The sequence below is a fragment of the Pleionea sp. WD8-19 genome (assembly GCF_055326765.1).
The window spans coordinates 284124-304150 of record NZ_JBUZOU010000001.1; the positions used below are offsets into that span (position 1 = coordinate 284124).

Here is a 20027-nt window from a genome sequence, read left to right on the forward strand (position 1 = left end):
ATACGAAACGCCCGTTTCGGCTTCTCCTTAAGCACTTTCTTGCTTCCAATTAACAGTGCGTTCACCAATTTCCTTGCTTTAGTTGAATTGTATTTTTACGGCGATTGACTCTAAAACCCATCCCGATACAAGAAAAGCAGGCCCCCAAATTAAACCTTCGACAATATCAATGCTCAATTATCAAATACAAGATTTGAAACTTCCATAGAGCATCGTTTGCCTTCGTTCAGGTACTACTTTATCGCTTATAAAAGTCACTTTTATGAACGCATTGTCATGCTTTTATTACAAAAAAGAGGAGTGTATAAGAGTTGACTGCGGGAATTTATTCAATAAACGCTAACCAGGAATCACCAAACTTTTCCTTTTGTGGGTGCTGTTCGATCACATGGTAGTGCAACCGCCGACACAACTCATCCACATCCGATTGGTGACACACAAAGGTGCATGCCGAAATCGATTCGGCAAAAGATTCCAATGCTATTGACTCTTGTTTAATCCAATTAAGAAGTGATGATTGCCAGTCACCACTGTATTCATTTCCTATTAAGGTGATCGAGGCGAGGTGTTCGACAATATTGAGTTCAAAGTTGTTTAATTGCAGCTGCAGTTGTTCAGTATCGGGTTGTTCTTGATCACTGTTCACATAACGAAACAGCCATTGTTGTTCACTTTCTGCGTGTAAGTCAAAACCCAATTGAGCAAACTGTTGTAAACAGTCATTCGCATTCCCAGAAAGTAAACGCACTCGAATTAACCCCGATTCGCTCGCCATCGCCATACACCCACTAATATTAGCGACTTGTTGTGAAATGCATGAGCCTTGATGTTTCGGTAAACTAGTGGACCTCACGTAAATGGGGATCTGTTTTTTGGCAACAGGCTCTAGTGCACGTGGGTGTAACACCTTAGCACCAGATTGCGCTAATTGCTGTGCTTGATGGTAACTTAATTGCGGTAATTGCACGGCTTGAGGAATAAGGCGCGGATTAAAACTGAAAACCCCTGGTACGTCAGTCCAAATTTCTACGCGCTTTGCATCCAACAAAGCACCAAAATACGCTGCAGAAGTGTCTGATCCTTCTCGGCCCAATAACACTGTATCGCCATTTTTATCACCCGCAATAAAACCTTGAGCAACCAGTGCTGGCGCACTGTGTTCTAATTGTTTTTTTATCGTTTCACCTTGTGTGTAATCACAACAATTACTGGTGTAATGATGCCAAGTGTCACTCATTAAACGGTCGTTCGCTCGCAATAACGTACGCGAATCCAACCAATCACAATCGATATCTTGTTGCTTTAAATAATGAAAACCTATCGTTGACGATAGTAATTCCCCTACAGACACAACCTGAGCATGCCGTAGCGGACTGATGCATTGCTCATAATGTATTGCTTCACAGGTATCGGAAAGCTGCTGAAACCACGGCTGCAATTCTTGTTGCAAATTCAAACCTAACTGGGACGCAAAACCAAGATGATGCTCTTTCAAATGTTCGATGGCCACTTGGTAAACACCCGCCACCGCTTGATGAAGTAACGCTTCCAACAAATTAGAAACATTCTTTAACGCAGACAACACTAAAAATGGTCGTTCATTTTGTTGTAAATGAAACTTCAATTGATTTCGAATGGTTTGCCAATGCTTAGCTTCTGCAACGCTGCTACCACCAAACTTTAATACGACCCAATTTGTTGACATGATAGATACAAATATTCCGGTTGTTTCTCTTCGCTAGCTCAGAGTGTATTGTTTTTAGCGATTTAATGGAGGTTCAATGTGTTTCGCTGCCACCGAAGTAACACGATGACAATCGTTGTATAATTTAACGCGCATCAATAAAAGAACATGAAATGTAACGATTCACTTACCTTAACCAATAAGGCTTTGCTTTAAACATGGCTTTACGAGTTTGCTCCATCGCCTCCATCACAGACTCCATACGATTGTCTAACCAGCGAGACAACTCTTTTTCGGTTTTTATTTCGTACTGTTGAAAAATATTAGCAACATACAAATTGAATACGATCTCACGTGTACCGGCTAATAAATCCAACCAAGGTTGTCGATATTTTTGTCTTTTTTTTGAATCAAACAAGCCACCAAAAATCAGACCCAAATCGAGAGCCCGCCTTAATCGTGAAATATGGGCAATATAACCTTCAGCATCCAATTGTATTTTGGGTCCCAGTTCTCGTTTCAACTCTCGTAAAGTATGTTCCAATTGCGCCGATGCAAATTCGATAATCGGCCCCTGCAATCGCTCCAGTTCATTTTCCTTTATAAACGAACGCCACTGTTTAAAGAACAACCATTCCGAGATACCTAGCATCACTAAGTTGTAACGCGGAGATGCCAGTACCTTTTTAAATTGTTCAACAGCTCGACTTAACGCTTCCTGATTTTTATCGATGGCTAACTGTAGCTGTTCTTCTGTCGCCAGTTCTTCATTGAGCATTTGTTGTAAATGCTGACGATCCCGAGCCACGGTGACAATTTTATCCATAAACTCCGACATCCACTCCCAGTTCGCTCGAAGATCTGCTGTGGCATGTCGAGGGATCAAACTGCCGAACACTTGATACACATGTTGAACAAATAAAAGCGCACGATACATTTGCATAATGGCATCAGGTGCCAGTGAAGAGTCTAAAAACTGTTCATAGTATTGCCAATGCTTCAGCCCAGAATAACATATGACTTCGAACGCTTTTTCTGCTTCGGTTCCTTGAGCAAGCTCTATGGTACTCATACGTCGGTGAGTCACCGGCAACGAAGAACATAAAGCATAACCGCGTCGTGCTTTACTGGCATTACTGATGGCAAAACCGTGCTCCAAAATCAGGAAGCGGCTGAGATTAAACAGGTGTTTGGCATCACCGGCAATGAGTTCGAGTTCCACTTCGGATATCGGGCTTGAGTCGTCCTCGTAATAAATGTTTCCGATATCCAGTGCCAGCTCGACTTCGGTACCATCGTCAAAATGCAGCCGCGTTTTATGTCGCGTAAAATTAGTGGTGAATATCGGCTCCAACTCACCACCTTCAGCGACTGCTTCTTCCAGTAAAATTTTCAGGTAGGGATCGTCAACTTTTTCAATATCGATTTTAAACTCGGTTAACTCGGCTTCCGACTCGTTACGTTCGTGCAGTCCACCTACAGCGGTACCGGATGATTTAACCGTTTGAATCAACTTTTGATCGTCGACACGAATACGCAGACCAATTTTCAGTTCCCGTAATTTGAAGTCGGCCGTATCGAAGTAGGTGTTCTTAAGTTCGCTGGATTGCCAGGGATCAACGGCAGATACGTCATCAAAGCCAATATCGATCAGTGACTTCACTTTTTGTTGTTCTGCGATTAGCTTTATTTCAATTTCGTTAGCCATCCAGCAGTCTATTCGTTGGATTTGCGGAAAAAAGTCAGTTTACCCAGCTAAATTTAGACTGTCACCTATAATTTTGACAGCCACAGTGTTTAAAACGGGAAGGTCGCTGTCTGAAAAATGTGTCACTTTTATGACACTTATTGGACACAGTGGACAAGTGATAGTCAGCTCTCTACAATCGCCACCTTCATTATTTCGTAACCGACATGTAACGAGAATGCCATGAATCTAATCAGCAACCTGTTTGCCGCTTCTCCGTTCCGCCCGATGCAGGACCACATCGACAAGGTTCATCAATGCGTTTCGGAACTGAAACCTTTCCTAGAAGCCATCTATGCCAAAAATTGGGATACCGTTGATGCGCTACAACAAAAAATCAGCCAACTGGAAAATGAAGCCGACGATCTGAAAAAAGAAATTCGCCTGAAACTACCCGAAGGTATATTCCTACCCGTTGCGCGTACCGATCTGTTGGGGCTGGTTTCGGCGCAAGATAAACTGGCAAATAAGGCCAAAGACATCGCGGGTCTCATGACCGGACGTCACATGGAAATCCCGGAAGGGTTGCAAGCCAGCTTTATGGCCTACTTACAACGGTGTATTGATGCCTCCGAGCAAGCTCACAAAGCCATTCATGAACTCGACGAACTGGTAGAGACCGGATTTCGGGGTCGCGAAGCTCAATTGGTTGAGCAAATGATCTCCAAGCTCGATGAAATCGAAAACGACACCGACACGTTGCAACGCCAATTGCGCCGCGAGTTGTTTGCCGTAGAGTCCGAGTTGCCTGCCGTGAACGTGATTTTCCTCTATAAAATCATCGACTGGATTGGCGATTTGGGCGATCGCGCCGAACGCGTTGGTTCCGAGCTCGAGCTGATGCTCGCCCGAAAATAACAACAAACCTATTCAACATTTCGAAATATTAAGCAGGTAATACAATGGAATTTTTCTCCGACTACGGCACATTATTACTCATATTCGCCGCAATCGTTGGCTTTTTTATGGCCTGGGGTATTGGCGCGAACGATGTCGCAAACGCCATGGGAACTTCGGTTGGTTCAAAAGCCTTAACCATTAAACAAGCCATCTTTATTGCTGCCATTTTTGAATTTGCTGGTGCTTACCTGGCAGGTGGTGAAGTGACTTCCACCATTCGTAAAGGCATTATCAGTTCAGAGCCTTTTGTCGCTCAACCCGAGCTCCTGGTGCTGGGAATGATCTCTGCCTTGCTTGCCGCGGGTACCTGGTTGGCGATTGCTTCAGCGCGGGGATGGCCAGTGTCGACGACTCACTCTATTGTTGGCGCGATCATCGGCTTTGCTGTGGTTGGTGTAGGAATGGATGCCGTAAGCTGGGGCAAAGTAGGTGGTATCGTGGGCAGTTGGATCGTCACACCAGCCATCTCAGGTATCATTGCTTATCTTATCTTTATGAGTGCTCAAAAACTGATTTTCGATACCGAACACCCCGTTGCGAACGCAAAAAAATACGTTCCCATTTATATGGCTCTGGCCGGGTTTGTGTTGGCTTTGGTCACCATTAAAAAAGGTCTGAAACACATTGTTAAATCGGGCACTTTAGAGATTTCCAGTGGCGAAGCTTACCTTTATGCCGGCTTGATTGGTGTTGGTGTTGCCTTGGTTGGCGCCTTCTTTATCAATCGCGTAAAAATCGATCCCAATGCTGACAAAGAAATGCATTTCACCAACGTGGAAAAAATATTTGCAATCTTAATGGTGGTAACCGCCTGCTGTATGGCTTTTGCACACGGCTCTAATGATGTGGCGAACGCGATTGGCCCATTAGCTGCGGTTGCCAGCGTCGTTTCCAACGAAGGTACATTTACGGCTAAAGCGACTCTCGCCTGGTGGATATTGCCGTTAGGCGGTATTGGTATTGTTGCTGGCCTAGCACTGTTTGGTAGCCGTGTGATGGCCACCATTGGTAAAGGTATTACTCATTTAACGCCCAGTCGCGGTTTCGCAGCTGAATTAGCAGCCGCAACAACAGTCGTTATCGCGTCTGGTACCGGACTGCCTATTTCCACAACTCAAACGTTGGTCGGAGCGGTACTGGGTGTGGGTATGGCTCGTGGTATCGCCGCGCTTAACCTGGGTGTGGTACGAACCATTGTGGTGAGTTGGGTGGTCACGTTACCGGTAGGTGCTTTCCTATCGGTCATCTTCTTCTTCATCTTGAAGGGCATTTTTCTGTAAAACGTTAAAGTAGAATGTGGTGAAGCAAAGCGTAACCCATCAGAAAGCATAAATAAGAAATGTTCTAGCCGAAGCGATCCCGGGAGATGCTACATCTCCCGGCACCAAAATTTCTCATCCTTCAATTTTTGACTCGCCGCTCAAAACTCGCAATTCGAAACTTATTTTATTTTTCTTACCCTATTCAGCGCCAAACGATTGCCTTACAATGCGGCAACAACGCATAAAGGGGGCACTTTGTGAAACTTAAACACATTTGCGCACTAATAGGACTGATCGCCATCTGCCATTCGGCGGTCGCAGAAAAAACCGCTTACGTCACCGACAACTTAAGTACAGCCGTTCGCAGTGGCGCGACCAATGAATATCGAATCATCTATTACCTTCCTGCAGGATCGGCTATCACCGTTCTGGATGAAGAACCGCAAGAGGGTTATATCAAGGTGAGAGACGACCGCGGCCGAGAAGGTTGGACCCTGGAGCGGTTTATTGTCGATACCAAAGGTGCACGCATTCGACTGGCCGAGACACAGCAAAAACTTGCCGATGCACTTCAACAAATAGAGCAACTGAAAACACAACACGCTGAACAATTAAAAACGATTAATGCCAAACTGACTTCAGCCAATGAGATTGTTGAAAAGAGCAAAACTTTTCAGGAACAAATCAGTGAGCTGCAAACGCGCAATACAACGCTCGAACAACAAAATCGACGCATGGCCGATCGCTTTCAGCAGGAAGTTTTTTTTGCAGGAGCGATTGTGGTTGTTGCTGGAGCATTGATTGGAGTACTAATTGGCCGCTTTTCTCGTAAAAAGCGTACAGGCTGGAACTAGTACATTTTCGCGTTGATAATTCAAATCCATTTGAGGGCTTAAGCACTCTGCATTAAGCCCTCGTTTCTTGCTGTTACTCTCGATATAATCACGGCAATGTTGCAGCTTTTGGTCATTAATCGTGAAAGGACTTTCGCCCCAACTATTCATTGCATTGGTATTAAATGCGCAACTTGTCTTCGCAGAAAATACTCCCCAGAAAAAGTCCTCAATCCATGAAGAAGTCATAGTTGTTGAAGGCAAACGTCGAGCCGATACCACCGAACCCACCGAAGACACCAAACTATTACTAAAAACGCCAGGCGCCATGGGTGATCCGTTACAAGCCGTGTTTACTTTACCAGGCGTGGTTTATTCTGGCGGTGACGGTGGTAGCGAACCCGCAGTTCGAGGGTCCTCACCAAACGAAAACACCTATCTGATCGACTTTTTTCCGGCGGGATATGTTTTCCACCTATTCGGCGACAGCGTATTCAATGAGAATATTTTGCAAGACTTCAAACTTTACCCATCCGCCTTCCGTGCGGAATACGGTGACGCAACCGGCGGTATTTTTGACATTGTCTTAAGAGAACCTCGCCAACAACCAATTACCACCACACTCGATTACAGTTTTATCCGCACGGGTGCTTTTTTAGAAGGAGAAACCGTTGAAGACCAATCCTTTTATTTGTCTTATCGCCACTCGCTGATTCACTTGTATATCGATGAAGACGAAGAAGAAGGGTTAAGCATTTACAATCCTCCCAAGTCCGACGATTATCAAGCCAAATATTTTATTGAACTCAATCATTACAATACGCTAACGCTTTCATTGAATGGAGCGAGCGATAATGCCGCATTAAACGTAACCGACGATGCACCGGCAGCCATCAGTGATCCCGATCTGGTGGGTGATCTTTCCTATTCAGAAACGTTCGATAATCAGGGCCTCACTTGGGATCGTTACTTAGAGAACGGTGCCCATATTCGCGCAGCGATCGGTGCTTATAATCACGATGTGCGCTGGCATTTTGGTGATGGACAATTTTTAAATTTCGATACCGAAACCTACTTTCTTAAGACTCGATTCCAATCGCAAATTCATCAACACCATCGTCTCATTGTCGGAGGACAATACGCCAAATACGACTATGGTTATGCCTTCGATTTTCGACCGGAAATTTGTACCGATCACGACCCCGATTGTCGTGATAACCGACAAGAACGCATTCAGGATCAAAGCGTATTACGGAACTATAACCAACATGTGTATCTTGAAGATCGTTGGCAAATTGATGACGCCTGGATCGTTACTCTCGGAAAACATCATAACTATAACGATTACACCGGCGAACGCTTCTGGCAACCCAGATTGAAAATCGAATGGTTACCAAACAACAACCTTGTGATTTCTTTGCAAGGTGGCAAGTACAATCAGTTTCCAGACCTCGATAAAATGTTACGCGCCATTGGAAACCCCGGGTTAAAATCACCGCAAGCCACACACCTTCAATTCGGTATTGAACATCAGCTTAACAACGGCTGGAGTTGGGTAAGTCAAATTTATCACAAAAATATGAAGCGATTACCATTGTCACTCGGTGCCGATGAGCCCGATGCGGCATTGTTTTACACCAATGAAATGAGTGGTCAGGCATATGGAATAGAACTGTTAATTCGCAAAGATCGCACCGAAGATTGGTACGGCTGGTTTTCCGCCAGTTGGTCACACACCGAACGTAAAAACGAACGCACCGGCGAAGTAAAAGACTATTATCTGGAAACACCACTTATAGCTAACGGCGTGCTGCAATACCAACTGAATGATCGTTGGCGTATCGGTGGTCGATTATCCATCCGCAGCGGGCAACGATACACACCCATCATCGGTATTCGAGAAAATCCCGATTATCCAGACAGTTACATTCCGCAATACGGTGATTTAAATTCAAATACATTGCCCTATTACGCGCGGCTTGATCTACGCGCGGAGTTTGAATTTGTACTTTGGGGTGCCGATGCGGTATTAATGTTTGATATACTCAACGCGTTGAACCGCGATAATGTTTCCGGTTATTTTTACGAAGCGACTGATGACGATACGCCAACCCACTTTACGATTAAAGAAGACACGGGCATTTCGTTTTTTCCTTCTGTTGGACTTAAAATCACCTTTTAATTACTGCAACGCTTATGAACAAAGTACGCACTCCCTGCCGTTCAACCTGCAAACTGAATACGCAAGATATTTGTGTTGGCTGCTATCGACACATGCGTGAAATTGCGGGCTGGAATAAACTTAATGACGTTGAAAAGCAGACTATCGTTGATGATTTATCATTGCGTCGTCAAGCGCAACCCTATAACCAACAAAATTTAGAACAGTTGCGCCCTATTACCAGTGTCGAGTACCGAAAATTCCGTCCATAGGCCAGTAACTCATCGTTCAACTCAAAATTCCCTTTTCAATGGCTAACAATACGGCGCGAGTGCGATCTCGAACCCCTAACTTCGCAAGTAAATTCGACACATGATTTTTCACAGTGCCTTCTGACTTATGCAGTACATCGGCAATTTCCTTATTAGAATATCCGCTGGCCATTAATCGTAAAATTTCAATTTCTTTTGGTGTTAAAGGTTCCACTATTTCTGAGGCAGAAAACTCAGAAACCAGTGAATTTTTTCGATTCAATAAATTTTCGGTAATTGCCGGCTGAAAGAAAGTCTCACCTAGATGAAGTTTTTCTATGGCGTCAATTAAGGTTTCCAATGATACATCTTTCAGCAAAAAACCTTTCGCGCCACTCTGTATCGACTCGAGTATCCGCTGGTGATCGTCAAAAGTCGTTAATATTAAAACAGGAGTCGAAATATTCAATAAACGCAACGCCTTGAGTGTTTCAATGCCATTCAATTTTGGCATGGATAAATCAAGCAAAATCACATCTGCATTACACGTCTTTACCGTTTCGAGCAATTCACTACCGTTGGCACATTCCGCAACAACGGCAACCTGCTCACTCAAACTTAAAAGACTTTTAATGCCATCTCGAATGAGTTTTTGATCATCGACCAGAATAACGTTTATGCTCATCAAAAAGCACTCAAATTAAATCGGAAGCACAATGTCATAGTTTAATGCCTCATCTTTTAAGGACAACTCAATATTACCACGCAAGGCTTCAACCCGCTCCTCCATTCCTCGAATGCCATTTCCCTTTGTCCAGTTGCTTTTCACTTTACCGTCATCATAAATATGGGCTTTTACCTGATCGCTATTTTTCTCAATGGTGATCCAGAGATTTTCAGCATGACCGTGGCGCAACGAATTGGTAATGGCTTCCTGAATACATCGAAATAACGTTTGCGCGGTCTGTATATTTTCAATCGACAACGAATCGTCCATATTTAAATGCACACGAAGTCGCGGTACGTTGCTAATTAGAAGTTTTAATGCATTTTCAAAATCGATGGATTCATTTTCTCGTAAAGTATCTACCGCATCGCGCACATCATTTAACAGCAACTTTGCAATCGAGTGACACTCTTCGACCTGCTTATTTGCTTCACCACTTGTAAGCCGAGCCGCAACCTGAAGTTTAATAGTCAACGCCGTAAGATGATGTCCTAATAAATCATGTAAGTCACGAGCAATTCGAGTACGTTCTGTTTGTCGCGATACCTGCGTCAGCAAATGTTGCGTGGCTTCCAGTTGACTATTTTTCGATAGCAACTCTGCAGCCGTTTCAATTTCTCGTTTGTTGGAAGCCGCAAGTAATAAGGCAAACATATGAAAAGTACCGTACAACAGTGCTTCAATAATCATCCACTGGTCGCGTAACAAGCTGTACATCGAAAACCAACCAATAACCACACAAAAAGCCAACAAAGCCGCACGAGTCATCGACATAAAATAAGCGACTACGGCAGCCCATATAATGGTAAGAATCGACAAGTAATCATACGTCAATAAATAGCCAATACCAAAAGCAATCAGTAACATGCCTACAACACATAACCTGCGACCATATTCCGGAATTTGAAAGACCGACGGGTCCCGCGTCGCGATAACAAAGCACAGTCCGTACCCCAAAAATAATCCAATAACGACAAGCAGTGTAAAGTTGCGAGGCGTTAGAAATATCGTAACCAGAAAGACAATTGCCCAGGTTCCCAGTGCAGCAGCATCAGCGACATCCGTAGATTTTAGGAACTTTTTTAATATCGACATCTTACCAACCGATTGATTTTCGACAAATATGTGCCATGACAAATCAAATTATGACAAACCTTCAGCAGAGGGCCAATAGGTCAAAAGTCATGATTTCTAAAGGTGACTACTGACACGCGAATCGATCACTCAATCCTTATAAGCTGCTAATTCATTCGTGAAGTTATAGAGAGTGTTATCTATGTTAGTCATCCATCAATCCGCACTGTATCTTCATATATTTCTCGGCGCGATTGCACTCATCGTGTTTTGGTTACCCATTTTAGCGCCGAAGGGAGATCGCTTTCACCGCAACTCTGGCCAAATATACGTATGGACCATGACAATCATAAGCATCAGCGGTATTGTTATGTGCACACTGGTTCTGTACGACCCACTCGCCATTCGGTTTCCAGGAAGGGCTTTTAATGCCGAACAGGCCTCTGCTTTATCAGAGTCTCAACGAGTACTCGCTAGCTTTTTACTCTTACTGTCACTGCTAATTCTCGCATCGGTTCGCCAAGCCACGTTAGCGCTTAAAGATAAAAGTGACCGTACGAAATTACGACATTGGACACACAGTGGGCTCATTCTTTGCCTTGCACTTACAGCAACTGTTGTTGGGTATCTGGGTCTCAAATACAACCGCATTTTATTGCAAATTTTTTCTGGTGTAGGTCTATTCGCGGCTATCGCAATGCTTCATTACATTTACAAAGCAAACGTTAAACCTCGCGAATGGATAATTGAACATTTTGGAGGAATGATTGGCACGGGTATTGGCATTTACACCGCATTTTTTGCTGTAGGAGGTCGACATTTTATGATCGAGTTATTACCGGGACAATTACAACTCATACCTTGGCTGCTGCCGGGAACTATAGGTACTGTCATCACTGTCAGGCTTAAGAAACGCTACATACAACGATACAACATAAAGAATACTTAGAGCGCTTTATAAAGGAAAAGGTTACTTCTCTTTATCCGCCACAAGGAGAAGTAACTAGATACATCCAAATGTCAGTTATTCAATCGGCAAATAAATATCCGTGATCATATCCGCTTCTTTTACATCGGGAAAAAAGCTAACTCGCTCAAAGAACAGGGGAAAGTCTCGTAATTTCGCCCCCGAGTTATCAAGCCATTCGGAATATAAATACCGTACTGGCATTCCAATGGTATCGGAGCTTCCTATATGGCGAATTACTGCGCATCGACCTGCCGGAATCACTTTAGTAACAATACCATATTCGGGATCTTTAAGCGGTTGTTGAACGGCTGCACAAAGATCAAAACGGTACACTTCATCTGGAGTTTCAGCAGGATCATCATACACCAGATTAAAGGTTCGACTACGACTGGGTGGCAATTGATTCTTTTTGCGCCATTCAATAAATCGAGCGATGCTGTTGCCTAAGCTTTTTGGTAATCCGCGATGTTCTAAGGTCGCAACCATAACTTCTTCAAAGCTAATAATTTTTACATCAAAGTAATGATTCATTGTATTTCCAAGTTGTTGTTTTAGTTCTATTACGGATTGATATTGCTTTTCAAACTCCGACCAATCTGCATTTTTCCGAAAGCCTGAAGGCGATTGACCAGTCAAAGATTTAAACGCTCGCGAAAATGCCTCGGATGACTCAAAGCCGCACTGTAAAGCGATATCGATAACTTTCAGGTTTGAGCGATAGGCCAGTTGATAGGCCGCTCGCTTCATCCGCAACCGCTTTAAGTATGTGCCAATACTGATACCTGTTAGGGTCGAAAAACGACGATGGAAGTGAAACATTGAATAGCCCGTCGTTTTCGCAATTTGGTCTACTGTTAAACCTTCATCAAGATGCTTATCGATGAATAAGAGTATGGACTCAAGTTCAGAATGATTTTTCACAATAAAAAATTAATTGTTTGACTTTGTATTTGAAGTTTAACGACTTCAATCAACAAAAACATGATATTTTTTGCTAACTAATGTGTCATTGAAAGTATCGCATCTAAAGAATGCTCCTACAGGTGCTCAGTAGAAATTTTTGAATATGCATGTTGGCATAATCTTTAGAGGCAAGAGAACAGTTAATAAATCGCAAAGTTATGAGATACAAAAATCTAAACGGGTAGAGAAATAAAGACTTCTGCCCCCTTTCGATCTTCACGATTTCGAAGTTCGATATAGCCATCATGATTAAGCAATATTTGTCGGCATAAGGTTAAACCAATACCACTGCCGTGTGCTTTGGTTGTGTAAAAAGGTACGAAAATATTGTCTTTGTTCGCGATACCTTGGCCTCGGTCACGAAGTATTATTTGTAATCCACTTTTATCGTGTTTTGCGTTCAGTTCCAACACTTTTTCCGAACAACTGTTCATGGCTTCAATTGCGTTTTTAATCAAATTAACAAACACTTGCTCTATTTGTTGTGGATCGGCTTTGATGATTTTTGGAACGGCTGACGCACTGAAACATTGGGTTAGTTGACAGTCTGGATATAAGGTCATCAATTGTTCAAATTTTTCTTGCCAATTAAAATCTTTCTTATTAATTTGAGGTAAATGCGAAAGCTGACTGTAATTTTGAATGAATTGATGCAATGACTCAGCACGGTCTTTAATAATCGATAGGCCTTCTTTAAATGCTGATACATCAATATTTGTCTTAGGCCGTTCTATTTTTTTTAGCATGGTGCGACTAAAAGTCGCGATCGGCGCCAAAGAGTTATTTATCTCATGACTGAGCACGCGTAATAAACTTTGCCAAGCTTCGCGTTCTTTTTCACGCAATAACCGATCCGCTCTGGTCAATAAATAAAGTTGATGCCTTTGATTATTCGATATAAAAACATCCCTAAACAAGAAAAACTCACCTCGTACCTGCGAAGTCTCGAGTCGCACAATACCTGACGACGTCGTCGTTTCTAACGGTTCAAGCTCTAGCTGTTTCAAATTTTCTGGAAATAGGTCCTTTTTTTCGTTTATGAATATTTGCCTGGCGGCTGCGTTCATCATTACCAATTTACCTTCCAGGTCAGTTGCTAGTAAAAGTGCATCCATTTGGTCCATTACTTTTTCTAACAGGCGTTGGCTTTCTTCCGCTTTTAACTTATGTTTTTGTAATCCGTCGGCCAATTGATTCACTTGTTTAAATAATTCGTGAAAAGCAGGATTACTTTGACGTCGGCCACGTAAGCTATAGTCGCCTTCAATCATGGCTTCCAGTAAGTTGGTGAGTGTTTGCACCTGATATTCTGATCGATATTTAACAGTCACCGCAGCGTAAATAATGAGTAAGCCGCAAACGATAATAACAAAGGCGATTAAATAACCCGAAACCTCCGCCCAGTATAAAGCAGCTATGGAAATAATTAGGCAAGGAAGTGCAGCAATCAGTATAAGCAATGCTTGCTCGTTCGCATGACTTCTCGATTTTTTTAAAATGTTGGACAAAAAGGTAAACACGCGCTAGTCAAGCCCATATTTCGATACACGACGATAATAACCACTACGACTTAAACCTAAAGACTTTGCGGTTTCCGTTGCATTCCCATTATGAAAGGCCAGTCGCTGGATCAATGTTTGTTTTTCAATTTCGTCCAGCGTCATTTGATGCTTATCGATAAATTGATCACTGTTCTGAGCAGATATCCCTAAATGTTCCAGAGTAATAATATTGTCTTGACAGGTGAATAATGCGCGCTCCATTAAGTGGCTCAACTCTCGAATATTTCCCGGCCAATGATAGCTATTTAATTTCGCAATAGATTGTTCACAGAGTTTTGGTTGTTGTCGGTGATACTTTTGACTAAAACGACTTAAGAATTGATTCGCCAAGGCTTCAATGTCTTCTACCCGATCTCGTAATGAAGGAATGTGTAATGTTACTGTGTTCAATCGATAAAAAAGGTCCTGTCGAAAATCACCTCGATTGATACACTCTTGTAGTTCGGCATTGGTCGCGGAAATCACTCGAACGTCCGCTCGCTGCGTTTTACTGCTACCCACCACTTCGTAATGATGTTCCTCTAACACGCGCAATAACTTGGCTTGTTGACTGAGTGGTATATTAGCCAATTCATCGAGAAATAAAGTGCCTCCTTCGGCCATTTCGAAGCGTCCGACACGATCTTCTTTTGCATCGGTAAAAGCACCTTTTTTGTGTCCAAACATCTCACTTTCAAAAAGAGACTCCGGAATAGCGCCCATATTCACCGCAACAAAAGGCTGTTCCGCTCGAAGCGACATGCGGTGGGTGTATTGTGCCAACATGCTTTTGCCGGTTCCATTATTGCCGGTAAACAAAATACTCATATCCGACTGTGCCAGTTGATCAATTTGATCGAGCAGATTTTTCATCACCAGCGAGTTAGCTATGATTCCATTTCGATTTTCTGGATGACTTTGTTGCGAAAGCATGCGATTTTGTTGCGTCAGTCGTCGTGCCGTTTTTTCCGCTTTGGCAAAGTTCAGTTGCGAGTAAATTGCGGATATCAAGTGATCATCATTCCAAGGTTTTTGAATGAGATCCTGCGCGCCAGCTTTTAGGGCTTCTACGGCAATATCGACCGTTGCCCAACCAGTAACTATAATGATGGGCAACTCGGGCTCTTGAGTACGAATGGTGTCGACCAGTTGCAATCCTTCCTTACCGGAAGTGGTATCGCGTTGGAAATTCAAATCACAGATGATCAGATCCACATTTTCACGAGACAAAGCCGTTACCGCTTCAGCTGGCGTCATAGCCGTGATTAAATAAAAACCTTCATCTTCTAATAAAAACTTTAAGCTGGCGATGATATTGGGATCATCGTCAGCAATTAGGATTGTTTTGTTCATTTATTTTTTACAGTAGGATGGATTACAGCCTCTTCAATATTTAGACTATCTAAGAGTCAGTTCTAATCCACTATTAAACATGTCTAACAGAAGTGTCGCGCAAATCTACTCGTAGCGCAAGGCTGCACTAGGTTCCATGGCGATGGCTCTTCGTGTTGGGAGATAAATCGCCAGCAATACCACCACCGTTAAGCCAATCACTACGGAAAGTGCCAGCAATACATACAAATGCACTGGTAGCAAGCCTTCGGTAAAGCTGTTAAACGCGATTGCAATCAATGCATAAATTAAAAGACCCAACCCATAACCAATGATCAATTGCTTACCGCCATGCTTAACAAACATTCGTACGATTGCTTTGTCAGTTGCGCCTACCGCACGACGAATGCCAACTTCGTGGGTACGCTCTGTAACACTATTAGCCGTTAAGCCGTAAATTCCTGTTAATGCCAGTATCAAAGCGAACAACCCTGCATAAAATGTTAAACTGGAAACAACGGATAAGGCTTGGTGCACCATGTTAAATTGTTTTTCAGCCGATTCAATGCGGCTGGGCATTAGATCGTTATCCAATGAATACATCGCTTGATAAAACAATTCAATCGCTTGGGTTTCTTCAATCGTTGATTTATAAAATATTGTTCGATAACTACTTGGAAAACGTAATCCGGATAGGTAAATCTCGTCTTCGCTGTTCAATTTCCCAAACAAAGAAGATCCGTTTTGACGATCACTGACCACTCCGACAACCGTTACACGGTGATATTGGTCGTCAAATAATACCTGAAACTGCTTTCCTATTGCTGACTCTTGCGGCCAATATCGTAAAGACAATGATTGACTGACCAATGCCGTTGTTTGACTATTATTATGATCGCGCTGATCTAAAACACGCCCTTCTAACAGTTGAGGCCCATAAAAGCTGGTATTACCAATTAACGTCATAACATCAATTTTAGGTTTGTCTTCATCACGATGATATTCAACACCATCGAACATGACGGTAAGCTTATCGTGATACGTTCGTGCTACAGCGTCAATAATAGAGGGTGTCTGTCGTAGTCTCGTGAGCATTTCGGTAAAATATTGAGTTTGGCGTTCAGCTTCTGAATACTCTTCATCGGGCAACTTAATGCTACCACGATAGACTTGATGTAAATTCTCACCCAACTCCATATGTATCAGACTTTCCGCAATAAATGCCGATGTTGCACCTATCATCATTAATACGGAAATCAAGAATATTTGAACGGTAACCAATACGCGTGATAAACGTCCTGCCTTACGACCTTGTGCACCACGAGTTCCGTCTCGCAATGTTGAATTAACATCCTGATTAGCGGCTCGCCAAGCCGGTAAAAAAGAGGCTAAAAACAATGTCACTAACGTAAAAGCAACTGCCATAACTAATGTTGGCCAATCCATTCCCCATTTCCACCAAAAGGCTAATCCGTTGATAAAAAAAGAACGCAACACTAAGTCGGTATAGTCAAGCGCTGCGGCAACCAATAAAACGGATAAAAGGCCACCCAGCAATGTGATTAAAATACCTTCCCACATGAGTTGAGAAACTAAACGAAACGTTGAAGCACCAAGCGCTGACCTAATTGCAGACTCTTTTTGTCGAGCGATTGCTCTGGCAAGTAGCAAATTCCCTACATTAATACAGGCGAGCAGTAAAATAAAAAAAGCGATTAAATTAAAAAAGAAAAATATAATATCACCTTCATTGCCCGTTAGAATTTTTTGAAAAGGTACAAGACGTGCATTAATTTGTCCTTCGTATTTACCATGCAATTTAACGTTTTCTTGATAAATTTCATTGATTCTTTGAGTGACTTCCTGTTCCGCTTTGAGTTGATTAACATCGCTATTTAATCGAAGGTACACATTATAGTAATACGCACTTTTTATACTAGGGTGTTGATATTTTTGCGGCATTGGCAACCATAAATGAGTCCAAACCGGAAAATGGTATCCTTTGGGCATCACTCCAATCACTTTGGTTGGTATATTATTTAAACGAATACTCTTTCCAATGATATTTTCATCACTATTGAGTTCACTCTTCCAGAATAAATGACTTATCACGACAACAGGGGATGCGCCGGCTTTTAGGTCTTCATCGGTTAGCACTCGACCAAGGGTAGGTAATGTCCGACTAAAATGAAACATTCCGGGTTCCGTATAAGTGGCTGGAATATCTTTGCCCCCTTCACCTATTGAATAACGAACTTGCAACTCATCATAGACGCCTATTTCGGAAAACGAACTTAACTGGGAACGAATTTGCTCAAACTCATATACGGGTACAATATTATTTTCGCCATAGGGAGACGCCTGCAGGCTAAAAATAGTGTCTCCTTCAGGCAAAGATAGTGGCTTATAATTTAGCGTAAATAAAAAAGAAAACGTGTATAGACTGATCGATAAGCCACCCACCAGTACCAGCAATGTCAATGCGGTAAACTTAGGCGCCTTTGCCAACATTCGTAGTGCGTAACGCAAGTCCAATAAAAAGGCCATGATAGTAGAGCTCCTATTACGCAACTTCAACATTTAGCGAATTAAAAGAGTTATTATCTCCAGAATGCTTAATTGCCGAGTCCGCTACTATTTGACCATCAAGCATGCAGACTTGCCGTTTGGCTTTTTCTGCAGAGCGAGGATCATGAGTAACCATACAAATAGTACTTCCCTCGCGGTGCAACTGCGCTAGTAGATTCATAACACTTTCCGCATTTTTAGAGTCCAAGTTTCCGGTTGGTTCATCGGCTAGTATAATGGCAGGATCATTTACCAACGCTCGAGCAACAGCAATCCTTTGTTGCTGACCACCAGATAACTGTGAAGGGAAATGATTTTTTCGGTGCGACATTTCTACTTTTTCCAATACTTGGCTCACTTTTTTGTTCATATTTTTCCGGTTAACGGATTGCTGATAAATTAATGGCAACATAACGTTTTCAACGACCGTAAGATCCGATATCAAATTAAAAGACTGAAAAACGAAACCGATTTGTTCACTCCGTATTTTTGCACGTTGATCACGAGTAAGAATCGAGCAGTCATATCCTGAGAGGTAATAGCTACCCTCAGACGGAACATCCAGTAATCCAAGTAAAGAGAGTAAAGTTGACTTACCGCACCCGGATGGCCCACTCAATGAGAGATAATCACCTTGGTAAATATCAAGGTTTACATGACTCACAGCCCGTGTTTCAATTTCTTCAGTAACGAACGATTTACAAATATTTTGCAATTGAATTAATGCAGACATACGCTTCCCCTTAATTAATCAAAATTTCGTTATGGTGTTGCCATCCGCTTGCGTCGGAAATAATAATGTGGTCACCGAAATTCAAGCCAGACAAAATTTGAATTTGATTTACAGAGCTTTGGCCGAATGCCACTCGCATTTTCCTTGCAAATCGTTTGTCGTCGGTTAAGCGAAATATATCCGTTTCGGTATTTTTAGGAGCGAATGCAGGTCGACGCACAAACAAAGTATTATTGATATCCATAACAGTAATATAGCCATCAATATTAAGATCCGGTCGCGCTTCTTTAGGCAATTCATCGATCAAACGAACATCAACCTGAACCATGCCACTGCTGACGGCCGGATCGATTCGCATCACTTCACCATTAATTTGACTGCTTCGTGTATCAACCACAACAGGCTGACCTTCTACAATGTCTTTAATTTGCAGTTCCTGCACTTGAAGCTCAGCAATTAGCGACGCCTGATCGGCAATAAGCGCTACACTACTGCCAACACCTGCTTGCTGACCAAGTTGTAATGGCATTTGTTGCACTACACCGTTTATGGTTGCTCGCACGGTTAAGTCATCAACCTGCTCTTTAATACGTTGATAATTGTTTTCCACCAATCCCAGTCGAGCTTGTTGCGCATTTTTGCTAGCTTTAAGGTTCGATCGCATTTTGACTAATCGTTGTTGCTGAGCATGCCAACGCTTTTTGGCTTGCGCGACAATCAGTTTGCTGCGTTCATAATCCAACATCGAAATAGAAGCACGTCCTTGTGTTAACAACTCAGTTTCCGCATCCAGCTTTAACTTATTAGTTAGGTAATTGTACTCGGACTCATCGACGCTGTTTTCCAGCTCTAGCAATTGCGACTCCAGTGAGACATAATCGGCATGACTTTCGGCTTGCGTTGCTTTGAGTTCCCACTCCGCTTTTTCCAACTCGCGATGCAGCTCAGGATTCGATAATCGTACCATTGCTTGATCTTTCGTTACATAAGCACCTGGCTTCACTAAAAGCTGTTCCACACGTCCTGATACCTGTGATGAAACCCAATAAATATCTTTCGGTTTTAAAACGCCCACCCCGCGCACTTCCACTTTAAAACGCCCTTGTTCTACCTGAGCAACTTGAATGTCACCCTGCGCTAACATGAAAGAAGCATTTCCCACTTTCATTTTGAAATACCAAAATGTCGAAGCCACAATAACAATGGGTAATAAATACCAGTACTTGAGCCAAAATGGTTTCGGTTTTTGTTCGATTTTAATATCCAATGGTGTTGTCCCGA

At 42.7% G+C, this 20027-nt stretch carries 16 protein-coding genes; 6 read left to right on the plus strand and 10 right to left on the minus strand.

Translation table 11 applies throughout. From position 1 onward, the window contains the following. Positions 1-325: 325 nt before the first annotated feature. Both ACTUJY_RS01160 and ACTUJY_RS01165 read right to left on the minus strand, forming a co-directional pair. Positions 326-1705, minus strand: a complete 1380-nt coding sequence (locus ACTUJY_RS01160; RefSeq protein WP_463614198.1) for an aspartate kinase — start codon at positions 1703-1705, stop codon at positions 326-328. A gap of 166 nt (positions 1706-1871) precedes the next feature. Then, positions 1872-3392, minus strand: a complete 1521-nt coding sequence (locus ACTUJY_RS01165) for a CYTH and CHAD domain-containing protein (RefSeq protein WP_463614199.1) — start codon at positions 3390-3392, stop codon at positions 1872-1874. A 222-nt stretch (positions 3393-3614) separates the two neighbouring features. Between ACTUJY_RS01165 and ACTUJY_RS01170 the strand changes: the two genes are divergently transcribed. The 5 genes from ACTUJY_RS01170 to ACTUJY_RS01190 all read left to right on the plus strand — a co-directional run bounded on the left by ACTUJY_RS01170 (position 3615) and on the right by ACTUJY_RS01190 (position 8859). Beyond that, the gene (locus tag ACTUJY_RS01170) at positions 3615-4289 is read left to right on the plus strand and encodes a TIGR00153 family protein (RefSeq protein WP_463614200.1); all 675 of its coding nucleotides are present in this window, start codon (positions 3615-3617) and stop codon (positions 4287-4289) included. A 44-nt stretch (positions 4290-4333) separates the two neighbouring features. Then, on the plus strand, positions 4334-5611 hold the full coding sequence (locus ACTUJY_RS01175; RefSeq protein WP_463614201.1) for an inorganic phosphate transporter: 1278 nt from the start codon (positions 4334-4336) through the stop codon (positions 5609-5611). Positions 5612-5850: 239 nt separating this feature from the next. After that, the gene (locus ACTUJY_RS01180) at positions 5851-6447 is read left to right on the plus strand and encodes a TIGR04211 family SH3 domain-containing protein (RefSeq protein ID WP_463614202.1); all 597 of its coding nucleotides are present in this window, start codon (positions 5851-5853) and stop codon (positions 6445-6447) included. Positions 6448-6568: 121 nt separating this feature from the next. Further along, positions 6569-8608 carry a TonB-dependent receptor plug domain-containing protein gene (locus tag ACTUJY_RS01185; protein WP_463614203.1) on the plus strand — a complete coding sequence of 680 codons (2040 nt, stop codon included), beginning with the start codon at positions 6569-6571 and terminating at the stop codon, positions 8606-8608. A gap of 14 nt (positions 8609-8622) precedes the next feature. Continuing rightward, on the plus strand, positions 8623-8859 hold the full coding sequence (locus ACTUJY_RS01190) for a DUF1289 domain-containing protein (RefSeq protein ID WP_463614204.1): 237 nt from the start codon (positions 8623-8625) through the stop codon (positions 8857-8859). Between the two features lie 16 nt (positions 8860-8875). Here the strand turns inward: ACTUJY_RS01190 and ACTUJY_RS01195 are convergent, their stop codons facing one another. Then, a complete protein-coding gene (locus tag ACTUJY_RS01195; protein ID WP_463614205.1) occupies positions 8876-9523 on the minus strand; it encodes a response regulator in 648 nt (215 codons plus the stop codon). 15 nt (positions 9524-9538) lie between these two features. After that, on the minus strand, positions 9539-10660 hold the full coding sequence (locus ACTUJY_RS01200) for a sensor histidine kinase (protein WP_463614206.1): 1122 nt from the start codon (positions 10658-10660) through the stop codon (positions 9539-9541). A gap of 181 nt (positions 10661-10841) precedes the next feature. Here ACTUJY_RS01200 and ACTUJY_RS01205 point away from each other — a divergent pair, with 181 nt between their 5' ends. Beyond that, on the plus strand, positions 10842-11588 hold the full coding sequence (locus ACTUJY_RS01205; RefSeq protein WP_463614207.1) for a DUF2306 domain-containing protein: 747 nt from the start codon (positions 10842-10844) through the stop codon (positions 11586-11588). A 75-nt stretch (positions 11589-11663) separates the two neighbouring features. Here the strand turns inward: ACTUJY_RS01205 and ACTUJY_RS01210 are convergent, their stop codons facing one another. The 6 genes from ACTUJY_RS01210 to ACTUJY_RS01235 all read right to left on the minus strand — a co-directional run bounded on the left by ACTUJY_RS01210 (position 11664) and on the right by ACTUJY_RS01235 (position 20013). Further along, complete coding sequence (locus tag ACTUJY_RS01210; RefSeq protein WP_463614208.1) at positions 11664-12530, minus strand: AraC family transcriptional regulator; 867 nt, start codon at positions 12528-12530, stop codon at positions 11664-11666. 215 nt (positions 12531-12745) lie between these two features. Continuing rightward, positions 12746-14032: a sensor histidine kinase gene (locus ACTUJY_RS01215; RefSeq protein ID WP_463614209.1), complete on the minus strand. Its 1287-nt coding sequence runs from the start codon at positions 14030-14032 to the stop codon at positions 12746-12748. A 63-nt stretch (positions 14033-14095) separates the two neighbouring features. Then, positions 14096-15466 (minus strand): sigma-54-dependent transcriptional regulator, encoded by a 1371-nt coding sequence (locus tag ACTUJY_RS01220; protein WP_463614210.1) that lies wholly within the window; start codon positions 15464-15466, stop codon positions 14096-14098. A 105-nt stretch (positions 15467-15571) separates the two neighbouring features. Then, on the minus strand, positions 15572-17992 hold the full coding sequence (locus tag ACTUJY_RS01225; RefSeq protein WP_463614211.1) for an ABC transporter permease: 2421 nt from the start codon (positions 17990-17992) through the stop codon (positions 15572-15574). Between the two features lie 16 nt (positions 17993-18008). Then, the gene (locus tag ACTUJY_RS01230; RefSeq protein WP_463614212.1) at positions 18009-18746 is read right to left on the minus strand and encodes an ABC transporter ATP-binding protein; all 738 of its coding nucleotides are present in this window, start codon (positions 18744-18746) and stop codon (positions 18009-18011) included. Positions 18747-18756: 10 nt separating this feature from the next. Next, a complete protein-coding gene (locus tag ACTUJY_RS01235) occupies positions 18757-20013 on the minus strand; it encodes an efflux RND transporter periplasmic adaptor subunit (RefSeq protein WP_463614213.1) in 1257 nt (418 codons plus the stop codon). Between the last annotated feature and the right edge of the window lie 14 nt (positions 20014-20027).